The following is a 12,940-nucleotide window of genomic DNA, read 5'->3' as shown; positions in this document are numbered from 1 at the left end:
GGTTGCCCCAACCCGGTTTAATTCGCTGTTGCAAGTGCGGCGTCGACCAAGGCTTGGCCGCCATCAATTTCGGATGCAAACTTGGCATAGATCGGCTTGGATGCTTCTACAAATGCGTCACGATCAGCAGTATTAACTTCCATACCGCCAGTTGTGAGTTCATCAAGAAGATCCTTGTCCGCCTTGGCACCAGCATCACGTGACCAAAGTGCCACTTCACGCGCCGTGTTAACCAGAATATCACGCACTTCCGGGTCAAGATCATTATAGGCCGCGACCGACATGGTCGGGTAAGACGGGGAATAAATGTGACCGGACAGTGTCAGATATTTCTGAACTTCGTTAAGTTTGGCCGCTTCGATATTGGTTAACGGGTTTTCCTGACCATCGATCACACCAGTCTGAAGGCCAACAAAGACCTCAGAAAATGCCATCGGTGTCGGATTTGCACCGTAATTGGAGAACATCGCAACACGCCATTCGGACTGCGGGGTCCGCAGCTTTATGCCATCGAGGTCGGACGGCACATTGATTGGACGGGCATTATTGGTGATCTGACGGAAACCGTTTTCCCAAAGAGCGAGGATTTTGTAGCCGGATTCCTCAGCCTGTGGGGCAACAGTCGGCCAGAAAACGGACTCTTCAATTTTTGCCAGTTGATCACGGTCCTTCACAAGGAACGGAAGATCAAAAAGGGCAAACTTGTCCGCAATGGTCGGCATGGTCGAGGATGGCAGAGTAATCTGGACCGTCCCAAGCTTCAGGCGCTGCATCAGCTCTTTGTCCTTACCCAACTGGGCAGAGTCAAAAAGCTTCACGGTTGCCTTCTCGCCAAGGCGTTCATTGGCAAGACGGGTGAATTCAGCGGCAGTATTCGCCTGAAGAGACCCATGCTCGGCACTGATGGCAAATACGATCTCATCTGCTGCATTTGCAGTAGCGAGTGCGGACATGGACGCGATGCTGCCAAAAGCAACGGCAGTGATTAAATTACGGATACGACCTGTGTGGGTCATGTATTCCTCCCGTTTATAGATTTCATTGTTCACCGGTAGCTGGGAACGCACGATCTTTGCCATGCTTAATTTTGGTATACCATATGAAAGATACCGGGAGTCAATGAAAAATCCACGCCCTCTCAAAAAATCCAGTTTTAATCTCATTTTCCGCCATTTTTCATACATTTAAGCTTTGTAAAAGCACCGATATTTCGCCGCCACCCTCCTGGAGATGGTATACCATTTATTTTGGTATACCATTTTTACCTTGCTCTTACCCCTTTGCCATCGTATTGTTCGGGTAATAACGATACGCAGGGAAGAACGGCTTGAGTAACTTCACACTAGATGCCATGTCAGAATCCGGGCTCGACACCAACGAGCAGATTACTAATGCGCCAATTGCAACCATCTCGGAAAACAGTGACCTGCCGCTTGCGCAGCAGGCCGCCAATGTTCTGCGTGACATGATCGTTCAGGACATCATCCCACCGGGCAAACCAATCCGCGAACGCACCTTGGCCCAACAGCTTAATGTATCACGCACGCCACTACGCGAAGCCTTGCGCATACTTGCTGTTGACGGTTTGGTTGAACTACTGCCATCCCGCGGGGCAATTGCTGCCAATCCCAGCCCGGAAGATGTAAAACACATGCTGGAATTCCTCGGCGGCATCGAAGGCCTCGCCGGGGAACTTGCCTGTAAACGCGCGACCGACGCAGAAATCGATGAAATCCGCGCATTGCATTATGAAATGCTCGCAGCCTTTGCCCGCAAAGACCGTTTGGCTTATTTCAAGCTTAATCAAGGCATTCACCGCGCCCTAGTTCTGGCGTCGGGAAACCCCTTGCTGATTGAAACCCATGAACGCATGAATGCCAGGCTGTACCGCATTCGGTATCGATCGAACATGCGCAACACCAAATGGCCAACGGCTATTACGGAACATGAAGAAATCCTCAAAGCCATTGAAAGCCGTGATGCCGCCAAACTGAATGACCTTATGCGCAATCACCTTGGCAGCACATGGACCAAGGTAAGCGAGGATGGTCAGGTTGGCGCACATGAACATCACGATAACGACGAATAAAAGAACACAAGAGACCGGCACTGCTGGAACTGGCTCCCGCGAAAGCGGGGGCCTTCTTTTTTTGCCTCAGTCAGCAACGCGTTATAATCCCTAATTATGACAACTCAGGTGGCAATCAATCTTTTAAAAGTATGGGGAATTTGAGAGCGATGCAGCAATGCTCATATAATATGAACATTTGTCAGGTGCCACAAAAGATGACATTCGACTTCTTGCAAAATCAATGCCTTAGCATTTCAGATTGCCAGATAAGTTGACATGGATTGACACATAAACTGACAAAAAACTGCGGAATTGACAGAAAAGCTGACATTTTTTCAAATCTTCATTCTCTAGAAGATTGTTTGAGTCGAAGTCGCCACGCTACAGGCCCCCATCACTCTATTCGGGCCGCTCCTTCAAACATGCTGCTGCACCTTGCACGATCGTTGTCCGACATTCAAATCCGGTCACACCGAGACACACGTCTTGCGAACTGATGTGATGCTATTCAGCCTTCCCGATGACGATAAAGGTCATTGGAGCGATTCAAGTGTGATTGCATTTCCCGGGCGGCCTGTTCGGAGTCTTGCTTCTCAATACACTTCACAATTTCGCTGTGCTCTCGGAGGGTTACATCTTCCTGACCTGACCAGATCAACAAGTCGGTGTGGTAATTGAAAACCCAATTCAGCATCGCTTCACTTACGGCTTGAAAAATCGGGTTGCCCGAAATGCTCGATACCTTGATGTGAAAGGCCATATCACTCTTGATAAAGGCCGCCGCATCTCCAAGTTTTTCGCGCTGTGTTTCAATCAAACCTTTTAGGTCTTCGACGTCATCTGCCGTCGCATTCTGCGCCGCAATCCGGACCATCCCCACTTCAAATAGTCGACGTGCTTCCTTGAGATGTTCGAGATTGTCAGGCGATGCTGACAACAACATGCGCGCAACCATATCCATCTGTCGGAACATCAGGTCTGCGGACAGCTCGCTCACACGGGCACGCTCACCGTGGGAAATGTTGATCAGCCCCAAAGTATGCATGGATTGCATCGCCTCGCGAACTGCCGGTCGACCGACACCAAAACGCTCCATCAAGGTGCGCTCTGACGGCATCAGATCACCTGGCCCTAATTCACCACGCACAATCATCTCGCGCAGCCGTTCAAGCACCTGGTCTGAAAGTTTGCGCCGGACGATTTTTTTATCGTCGCCTGTATCTTCCCAACTATTCATCCGAATGTGGTTCCATACCATTCTGAAGTTTTATCTTGTTGTGCAAACTTCTAGCGTATCTCCAGTCAATTGAGAACCTCGGAGCGTGGTAATTCGAGTTGCAGCGTTCCGTAAGCGCCAAGTGCTTTGCGCCCCACCGAACCACCGATCTCCACATTGACTGATTGCCCGGTAAGATTGGCCACCAGCATCGTGATATGGGTTCCATCGTCAACGGCAACAGCTGCAATTCGTTTTTGATCATCAACACGGCAAGGCAAAACAGGTTTCCCTGCCATTGCTGAAAACGTCTCCACGACATCGCCGATCGGCAAAAAACTTGAACTTTCAGCATCAACAATGCCGCGTGCGCCAAACACCCCGGCTGGCACCCAACGACTAATATCAGTTGCAGAAACCTGCATTCCATAACCGATTACCCAAGCCGCCCCGAACTGTTCCCGATGACGGGGATCGTCATGGGTCATGCAGATCCGCTCTCCATTCGGATTGGGAAATGTGCGTGAACCATAAGGGTTCTGGCGCATGGCGATGGTGGTCGGCCCCAAACGATACTCTTTGCCCGGACCAAGAATGGCGCGAGCGGAGCGGAAAATATGCGGCAATGTCTCTAGCGTTTCCATAACACTCTCGTCATCTGCCGCATGTACAATGGGATTGGTCGCATGGGTGACGAAATCAAGCATATCCACTGGAGGCCGCTTTCGGTTAAGCTCCGTAAAGTAGCTCAACATTCCCCCGCCCAACGAAATGTCCGGAAAGGCCTTTCGGGCGGCGTTATAGATATCGGCAAGAGGTGGGCAGTCTGGCCATTCACTTCCTGGCGGCGTTGATTGCCGATCAACCGAGGGACACACCAACAAACTATCAGGCTTGAAACCAGCATGCGCCAGATCGTCTTTTAGCGCCCTGAATTCCTGATCAAGATTGCCATCACAGACGACCACATATTCAAGTTCATATTGCGCATCAAATTGCTTTTGAAGAGCCGCAAACGCCGATAAATCCGTCCCTACATGTCCGACAGTCTGATCGAAATGACACAGCAGGACCTGTGGGGCGAGCTTTCTCAAAACATCCAGACACGCAAGAGATTGATTTGCCTCTTCGGGCGTTATCACCAAGCCTGTTTTCGGGAAAACGTGCCCCGAACCAATTTCTGGGATCACATGGATCGGCGTATCCTCTGCCTGGCCTTTCTCCTTGGCTAATCCTTCTGCTGATCGGACCGTGCTGCTTTCGATTGAAAGTTCTATGGATTGCGTGTTTGTTTTCGCACCGTCCAAAAGATACGGCCAAGGAAGTTCAATGGGTCGAACGTAAGTTTTAAAAGAAGCATCAGACCAGTTACGCTGATCCTCCATTTCAAATTCGTCACCCAAAAAAAGACAGGTTGCCGTCAGACCCGCGTCGGGATAATGCGTCAATCTACGGATGGATTTGAAGGGTTGCCAAGGCTCGATCAGATCGGGGAACGTGGTTTCTTCGATATCACCATTGCAATGCTCAACCCTGACAGACTGCCCGGCAACCCCGTCAATCGGATGAAGTACATTAAAACCGCACCGATTGGTTTCAAAACGGCCATCGGGCGTGGCATCAACGGCAAAACGAAGCATCCCGTCCGCTGTCCCGATGATTTCGGCTTTCAACGCAAGTTCGACATCGTTGTTCTGACACGTTGAAATATAGGAAATGCAAAACCTGTCGGGGGTTTCGTCAATGACGATATCGGACAAAACAGGCGACAGTGTGCCCCAGTCCCTATCTCGTACAACATAGGAAACTGCACGTAATATCTCTGTCCCGTGATATTGGACATATCTCAGGTTCCCGTGCTCAAAACGCACTTGCAGCGGGCCTGCTTTGAAGGTCCTGACAGGACTTGCTTGGCTGACCTTGCTCATCGACTCATAATCCTTGGGTAGCCGGGGAAAAGAAGGTCACCCGTTTCCGAGCTTGATCACCTGCAGACCATTATCCGCTGACTGATAGGCACCATAAACAAGTGCCAGCGTTTTCAGATTGTCATGCCCTGATGTTTCTGGCTGGCGGTTTTCGCGCAGACAATCAACAAAGTGTTGCTCGATATTGAAAACGCTTTCCTGAATATTGTGCCATGGCCTTTCTGCCCAAGGCAAAAGTGGCGGTGCAACATCGATGTGCCGTGTGCCATCATGATTGTGACACGTAAGCTGATAGCCAGAGCTCAGGCGCAACGTCCCTTTGCTACCATCAACCTCAATCAGGGTTTCAGGAAAACTCTCGACCGGCAGGCTCGTGGCATAGCTGCAATCAACAATACTCGTGATGCCGTTGTCATGATCAAGCATCATGGTTGCGACATCTTCGGCGCGAATATCCGGGTTCACGCGTTTTGTTCTGGCAGAGATCGAACTGACATACCCGAACAGGAACCGGGCAATATCCAAAATATGGATGCCAAGATCCTGAATGATAAATTTTTCATCCGTCGCAAGATATGGCTGCCCGGAATAAACATCATAGGCTGACCGGAAACTGACACGTCCCCAAAAAACGTCTCCGATTGCCCCGTCATCAATCTGCTTTTTGACAGCACGAATTGCTGACTGCCAGCGGAAATTTTCATGCACCATCAAAGTAACATCAGATTTGTCAGCCATTGAAACCATCTTGCCTGCATCATCCATCGAAGACGCAAAAGGCTTCTGGCAAATGATATGAACGCCAGCTTGTGCTGCCATCTCGACCAACGGCAAATGTGTTTCTACTGTCGTTGCGATATCGACAAAATCCAACTGTTCACGGGCAAGCATCTGTTGCGCGTCGGTATAGGTGTTTTCAATACCGAACCGTTTTGCGGTTTCGCTCAGGCGTTGTTCATCGCGATCACACAGAGCGGTGATACGAACACCATCAATATCGCGCCAGGCGCACAGATGATTTTGTGCAAAGAACCCGCATCCAATTAAAGCACCTTTTAACATACGAATTTATCCTTCCTGGGTGCTCAATGCGGCCTGTTGCTGCAAAGCGACTTTTGCTTGCAGGCGTTGCTGCGCCTGATCGACGACCACGGCTGCAATAATCACCAGACCCTTGATCACGGTTTGCCAAAACGAACTAACCCCCATCATAACCAAGCCATCAGAAAGTATGCCGATAACAAAGGCGCCGATAATGGTTCCGGCAATACGCCCCCGTCCGCCGGACATTGAAGTACCACCAAGAACTGCAGCAGCAATTGCGTTTAATTCGAATGTCTCGCCTGTTGCCGGATGGGCTGCAACAAGCTGGGACGAAATCACCAGCCCGACAATTGCCGCACAGAACCCGGAAAACATATAGACGAACATTTTGACACGATTGACCTTCACACCCGACAGTGCGGCCGCGTGCTCATTCCCCCCAACCGCATAGATGTGACGACCAAGCGGCGTACGACCTGCGATATAGGCAGCGCCACATCCAACCGCGATCAAAATCCAGATTGATACCGGGATCCCCATAAAGGCACCCGAACCCAACACACTCAATCCGTTAGACCCATATTCCGGGTTGCCGACCAAGTTTGGGAACGTCGCCCCGTCAGAGGATAGCAAAGCAAGCCCCCTTGCGACGTATAGCGTTCCAAGGGTCGCGATGAACGGCGCAACATTAAGCTTGGTGATCAAGGCACCGTTTATCGCCCCAAAAAGAACACCGACAAGAAGCGTTATCGCAAAGATTTCAAAGATATTGAAATAGAGCGTATAGCCAATCCCGATATCAACACCGTTCAGGATCAGCCACCCCGCAACCATGCCGCACAATCCAACAATTGAGCCAACCGAAAGGTCAATGCCCCCGGTAATGATGACAAAGGTCATGCCAATCGCAAGGAACGCGTTCAAGGCCACATGTTTTGACATGATCACAAAATTGGCCGCGCTTAGAAAATTTGGGGCTGCAAATGCAAAGAATGCAAACACAACAATCAGTGCAATAAATGTGCGCAGCTTCAACAAAAGCAAAAGCCATGTCTGATTGCTGTTTCCTGATGCCGTTCCGGCTGATGCGATGGATGTCATATCTGCAACTCCGTGTTCTCAGCCGTTTTCTGGCTTGTTGTTGTGTGACCGACTGCAGATGCGGCAATGATCTTTTCTTCGGTCGCTTCTTGCTGGGTAAATTCCCTGATCACCCGTCCCTTTGACATCACCAGAATTCTGTCAGAAAGAGACATCACCTCTTCAAGGTCAGAGGTCACAAACAATATCCCCAGACCATCCGCTGCAAGCTTGCGCATTTCTTGAAAGACTTCGGCCTTTGCCCCGATATCAATGCCGCGACTTGGTTCATCCATCAGCAGCAATTTGGGGTTGGTCATCAGGGCTTTGCCGATGACGACCTTTTGCTGGTTCCCACCTGATAATGAGCTGACCGGATTTTCAACACTTGCAACCTTGATAAACAGGTCACGCACCATATCTGCGACCGCCTCACCCTCTTTCTTGAGACTCAAATGCCCGCGTCTGGTAAATTTCATCAGGCTGGACAGCGACATGTTTTCACGGATCGGTAAGATTTGAACCAGTCCTGCACCTTTTCGATCCTCCGGGATTAAGGCAATTCCGCGCTCTATTCGCCCCGCCACGCTGGTTTCATCAAGGGGCTTGCCATCCACGTAAAACTTTCCGGTACACACCGGATGCTGGGCCATGATGCATTCGAAAAATTCAGACCGCCCTGCCCCCATCAAACCGTAAATGCCGACGATCTCGCCGGACCTCAGGGACATGGAAACGCGATCAACGACAAGTCCGCCATTTTTGCTTGGCAGACATATATCTTCGGCCCGGAATACTTCTGCACCAAGTTGGTGCGTCAGTGATTTCGAGAAGTCCTTGGAAGCCGCGCCAATCATGTTGCGTACAATCCAGCTGACCTCCACCCCCTTCATTGAACGCGACCCGGTAATGCACCCGTCACGCAAGACGGTGATATAGTCACCAATCCGAATAAGCTCTTCGAGCCGATGGGAAATGTAAATAATTCCCACGCCGGACTTTTTAAGATCCTTGATCACGCGGAAAAGAATTTCCACTTCAGCCGCGCTGAGGGCCGATGTTGGTTCATCCATAATCAGAATGCGCGCATCCTGTGCCAGGGCCTTGGCAATTTCGACAATCTGCTGCTCGCCGATGCTCAACTCGCCCACAAGCGCATCGGGCGAAATGTCATGTTCCAGGCGTTTCATTAAGCTTGCGGCTTCTGCGCGCTGGCTGCGACTGTTTATGTCGACACCTCCGCGTGTTTTCTCGCGTGCAATGAAAATGTTGTCGGCAACAGTCATGTTCGGGAACAGATTAAGTTCCTGAAAAACGATGCCGATGCCATGCGCAGCAGCAGCACGTGTATGGGCGAACCGAACGCGTTTACCATCCACCGCAATCTCACCGGACGTTAATTGTTCAACCCCGGCGATGACCTTCATAAGGGTAGACTTTCCGGCACCGTTTTCACCAACAAGAACGTTCACAGCCCCCAGCCTGACATCAAAATCGGCTTCATTCAGCGCCAACGTTCCAGGATAAACTTTCGTTGCCCCCCGCACCGTCAATCCGATTTTGTGTTCTTCGCTATAAGAAAGGTCATTCATTTCCAGTCACCTCGATTTCAATCGGGGTAATCAGAACGGTGTCATCGGGATTTCGCATTGTAAACGCGCCAGTGGCGGCAACAGATTTTCCGACAAGGCCCTCACGCGACAGGTCTGCCAAAACAGTATCAAAGGCCTTGGTATTTAGAGCCCGCGATAATTGCGCAAACTCAATCTGGTCGGTGAAAGACGTAAAATCGAAGAATGGCAAAACATCACGCAACGTCGTGCCACGGATGACCGGGCCAAGCTGTATGACGGCGTCTGCACGACCATCCCCGTCGATATCAACATCTGCAGTCGCGGCCCGCGTATCTGTTTTGGCCGCGACGATTTTCCCCTCAATCCGGGTCGCAAAGTTCCACGGACTGCCCTCGCTGGATGGACGATATCCAAAAGAGTCACCAGTAGCATCAAGATCGGTCTCAAGTGCAGCCCGAATGTCGGCGAAATCAGCACCCGAACTTTTAAGATGCGGAACAACCCGATCCGCCCAAATTTCCTCTACCAGAGCAGGCATATCTCGATAAGACGAACCTGAAACAGTTGCCTTATTGTCATTCTCTGCATCGTTCTTTACCAGTTGGCATGCCTCGACCAAGAACACCAAAGGCAAAAGCAGAAGCAATTTTATCATTGGCCCAACGCGCTTCAAGCTGGCCTCCTTGAGAAGATTGCAAAACTCAATCTCTGCGGAGAGCGGGGAACGCAGCCCACGCTACGCCCCGCCCATCCGGCACAAAAGATAGTAACCGACGAAATATACTATCGTCGTTGTTCACTTACTTCAGTGCAAAGGTTTCCAACTGCTTGGCGTTATCAGCAGTGATCAGAACACAATCCATCAACTGCTTTTCATCCTGACCTGTCGATCCCGTCTTCAGATACTGATCGGCTTGCTCTACTGCGATCTGGGCCTGACGGTAAGCAGGCTGCAGAACAGTTGCCTTGATACCACCTTCAAGAATGGAATCACGAACGTCATTGCTGCCGTCGAACCCGACAACAATCACATCATTGCGACCAGCGGCCTGAAGGGCTGCAATCGCCCCCATCGCCATGGTGTCATTTCCAGAAATCACACCTTTGATATCCGGGTTGGCCTGAAGGATGGTTTCCATCTTTTCGTAGGCTTCGGTTTGACTCCAGTTGGCAGACTGCTGGGCCACCATTTCCATATCGGGATATTGATCAATGATATCGTGATAGCCCGAAGAACGAATGCCGGCATTGGTGTCGGCTTCTCGTCCAAGAAGCTCTGCGTATTTGCCTTCTTCACCCATCTGGCGAACGAATTCCTCCGCGCCAAGCTGAGCGCCCTGATAGTTGTTCGAGACAATCTGCGAAACAGCAATCCCTGATTCCTTGATCTCGCGATCGATAAGGAAAGACGGGATGCCGGCTTCTTTCGCACGACGAACAGGGGCGACTGTCGCTTCTGCACCGGCATTATCAAGAATGATCGCCTTTGCACCGCGGGCTATTGCCGTATCGTAAAGCTGGTTCTGCTTGTTTGGATCATCATCATGCACCAGAACAAGGGTCTCATAACCAAGTTCCTCGGCCCGCTGTTTTGCACCTTCAGCTTCTGCTTTAAAGAAGGGATTGTCGTGAGACGGGGTAATGATCGCAATCAAGTCTGCTGCGGATGCTGGTCCCGGCATGGTTGTAGCCAAACCCATCACCATTGCCACGCCCGCAAAAAGTGCTCTACGCTTAAACGTCATTTGTACCTCCCTAGATACATAAAATTTATAGTCACCATGCGACATGCTTCTGTTTCGAAGTTCTAATGCCGCGCCTTATCAGGTGATCCGACGGATGCTTTCTTTGATTTCGTCCGGTTCGAATACCCCGATCCAGTCGTCACGCATCAAACGTGGCTTTCCGTTATTAATTGCCTTGTTACACGCGTCAGAGAATTCACCCTGTATTTCGCCCATAACAACGGCACCAAGAATATTAAGATGTCCCAAAAGGAAGTCACGTGCTGCCTGCTCATTCACGCCACGACGCACGACCTCGTCCAGCGCATCTTTCATTACAACCAGCAAGGTAGCACAAACTGTCTCGGACAACCCGGGCTCCAGCAAGGCCATTTCATCAACGGACACACGATGAGACCGCAAAATCGGCTGGAAAATTGTTTTTGCAATCTCTTCTCCAAGCCCGAAATCCTCGTCAGGTCCCTGCATCAAGGCGCTGACAATAGCCTGTTTTGCCGCAACGCCACCGAAATAGTCGCGCTTGGCGGCCATGTCTGTTTCTTCATTGAAAATTGGCGGATGACAAGGATGAGTGACGAAATAGGTCACATCATTGCGCTCTGGAAAATGGCCCGCAAAAGGTGCGGCCGCATCAAGTGCAATGATCATGGTGCCTGGTGCAACCTTGTCAATCAGACCATGTGAAACGGCCCTAATCGCTGTATCTGGAACAGCAAGAATAACGGCACGTGCACCGGCCAAAGCATCATCAAGCGCGACACAGTTGACACCAACTACATCCTTCAGACGAGCCTGCCCTGCTTCGGTAATTTCGACATGCGCAACATCAAAGCGCGAACCCTTGAGATTGGCCGAAAGCCGAACCCCCATTTTGCCACCGGCACCGATCAAAGCGATCTTCATGCTTCCTCCTGTTGGTGTTTTTGTTTGTTGAAACAACAATTACCAACATTCATCATATTGTCAACTGGTATGATGAGATGATAATCGTAATATTAACTTAAAGAAGCTTTACCGCCGAGAGGACTACATCAATGGAAAGACTGCTCGCCCATTACGAGGTTGAAAGCCCCAAGAGCCTAGAACACGCCGCCAAAGTCATTGCAGGCGAACAATCTTCGGGAACTTTTTTGAAACTTGCCGGGGAAACAGACGCACTGCGCCAAAGATACGGTGCACGGGTTGAGATGGTCGAAGAACGATCTCGATCGGCAACACCGTCACTCCCCACCCGAACACAGGGAACGTGTTATTCACGCGGGGTTATCACGCTATCCTGGCCTTTGGACAATATGGGCACATCGCTTACCAACGCTCTTGCGACAGTTGCTGGCAATCTGTTTGAACTGGCCGATATATCGGCATTGCGCTTGCTTGATGTCGAATTCCCGGATGCATTTTCGCAGACCTGTCCCGGCCCTGCATTCGGGCGTAAAGGCACTCTCGAACTTGCCGGTGTTTCCAACCGACCAATGATCGGCACCATCATCAAACCCAGTGTGGGCCTGTCACCGCAGGAAACCGCGCAACTTGTCCTTCAACTGATCGAAGGCGGTATCGATTTCATCAAGGATGATGAACTGCAGGGAAATGGCCCGCACTGCCCATTCCCCGAACGCGCCCAAGAGGTCATGCATGTCATCAATGACTATGCCGACCGCACCGGAAAAATGCCGATGTATGCCTTTAACATTACCGGCGAGATCGACGAGATGAAACGCAATGCGGATCTGGTACGTGAGCTGGGTGGCACATGCATCATGGTCAGTCTGTTTTCGATCGGTTTGACGGGGCTAAGTGCTATTCGTGCGCATTCTTCTCTTCCCCTGCACTGTCATCGCAACGGCTGGGGTATTTTCTCACGATCTCCGGACATCGGTATTTCGTTTCGCGCCTGGCAAAAATTCTGGCGGTTGGCGGGCGCTGACCATCTTCATGTCAACGGGATCGACAACAAATTCACCGAATGCGACGACACTGTCATGGAGTCTGCCCGCGCACTTGGCGAAAATGTCACCACCAATCAAACGGCTCACGCAATGCCGGTTTTCTCATCTGGTCAGACAGCTGTGCAAATGGAACAGACCATCGCGGCACTTGATCATACTGATTTCATCTATTGCGCAGGTGGCGGAATCATCGGTCATCCCGGCGGCGTTGCAGGCGGCGTCGCAAGTATTCAGCAGGCTGCCTCGGCCGCAGTGCAGGGCATTCCAGCTGATGAATTTGCCAAAGACCATGAAGAACTCCGCCTTGCTCTTTCGACCTTCCGGAAAAAATGA

General features: G+C 50.8%; 11 protein-coding genes. 2 read left to right on the top strand and 9 right to left on the bottom strand.

From position 1 onward, the window contains the following. Positions 1-17: 17 nt before the first annotated feature. Positions 18-1,016, bottom strand: a complete 999-nt coding sequence (locus ACQ0MK_RS00470; protein ID WP_430474347.1) for a TRAP transporter substrate-binding protein — start codon at positions 1,014-1,016, stop codon at positions 18-20. A 311-nt stretch (positions 1,017-1,327) separates the two neighbouring features. On the opposite strand from ACQ0MK_RS00470, the gene ACQ0MK_RS00465 reads away from it, so the two are divergent. After that, on the top strand, positions 1,328-2,089 hold the full coding sequence (locus ACQ0MK_RS00465; RefSeq protein WP_430474346.1) for a GntR family transcriptional regulator: 762 nt from the start codon (positions 1,328-1,330) through the stop codon (positions 2,087-2,089). A gap of 490 nt (positions 2,090-2,579) precedes the next feature. Here the strand turns inward: ACQ0MK_RS00465 and ACQ0MK_RS00460 are convergent, their stop codons facing one another. From ACQ0MK_RS00460 to ACQ0MK_RS00425, 8 genes are all read right to left on the bottom strand, one after another. Next, positions 2,580-3,308: a transcriptional regulator NanR gene (locus tag ACQ0MK_RS00460; protein ID WP_430474345.1), complete on the bottom strand. Its 729-nt coding sequence runs from the start codon at positions 3,306-3,308 to the stop codon at positions 2,580-2,582. A 65-nt stretch (positions 3,309-3,373) separates the two neighbouring features. Next, positions 3,374-5,215: a D-apionate lactonase gene (gene apnL / locus ACQ0MK_RS00455; protein ID WP_430474344.1), complete on the bottom strand. Its 1,842-nt coding sequence runs from the start codon at positions 5,213-5,215 to the stop codon at positions 3,374-3,376. A 36-nt stretch (positions 5,216-5,251) separates the two neighbouring features. Next, on the bottom strand, positions 5,252-6,277 hold the full coding sequence (locus ACQ0MK_RS00450; RefSeq protein WP_430474343.1) for a Gfo/Idh/MocA family protein: 1,026 nt from the start codon (positions 6,275-6,277) through the stop codon (positions 5,252-5,254). Positions 6,278-6,283: 6 nt separating this feature from the next. Next, positions 6,284-7,360, bottom strand: coding sequence for an ABC transporter permease (locus ACQ0MK_RS00445; RefSeq protein WP_430474342.1), 1,077 nt, complete (start codon positions 7,358-7,360; stop codon positions 6,284-6,286). After that, positions 7,357-8,931 (bottom strand): sugar ABC transporter ATP-binding protein, encoded by a 1,575-nt coding sequence (locus ACQ0MK_RS00440; protein WP_430474341.1) that lies wholly within the window; start codon positions 8,929-8,931, stop codon positions 7,357-7,359. The genes ACQ0MK_RS00445 and ACQ0MK_RS00440 overlap by 4 nt, the downstream gene beginning before the upstream one ends. Next, on the bottom strand, positions 8,924-9,568 hold the full coding sequence (locus ACQ0MK_RS00435; protein ID WP_430474340.1) for a DUF2291 family protein: 645 nt from the start codon (positions 9,566-9,568) through the stop codon (positions 8,924-8,926). The genes ACQ0MK_RS00440 and ACQ0MK_RS00435 overlap by 8 nt, the downstream gene beginning before the upstream one ends. Before the next feature lie 145 nt (positions 9,569-9,713). Then, positions 9,714-10,658, bottom strand: coding sequence for a D-ribose ABC transporter substrate-binding protein (locus tag ACQ0MK_RS00430; RefSeq protein ID WP_430474339.1), 945 nt, complete (start codon positions 10,656-10,658; stop codon positions 9,714-9,716). Between the two features lie 78 nt (positions 10,659-10,736). Continuing rightward, complete coding sequence (locus ACQ0MK_RS00425) at positions 10,737-11,561, bottom strand: phosphogluconate dehydrogenase C-terminal domain-containing protein (protein ID WP_430474338.1); 825 nt, start codon at positions 11,559-11,561, stop codon at positions 10,737-10,739. 131 nt (positions 11,562-11,692) lie between these two features. Here ACQ0MK_RS00425 and ACQ0MK_RS00420 point away from each other — a divergent pair, with 131 nt between their 5' ends. Continuing rightward, positions 11,693-12,940, top strand: coding sequence for a RuBisCO large subunit C-terminal-like domain-containing protein (locus ACQ0MK_RS00420; protein ID WP_430474337.1), 1,248 nt, complete (start codon positions 11,693-11,695; stop codon positions 12,938-12,940).

Origin of the sequence: Thalassospira lucentensis, assembly GCF_050516545.1 — a bacterium.
GTDB lineage: Bacteria > Pseudomonadota > Alphaproteobacteria > Rhodospirillales > Thalassospiraceae > Thalassospira > Thalassospira lucentensis_C.
Note: the sequence above shows the minus strand (reverse complement) of the source record. Positions and strands in the feature narration are given on the sequence as shown.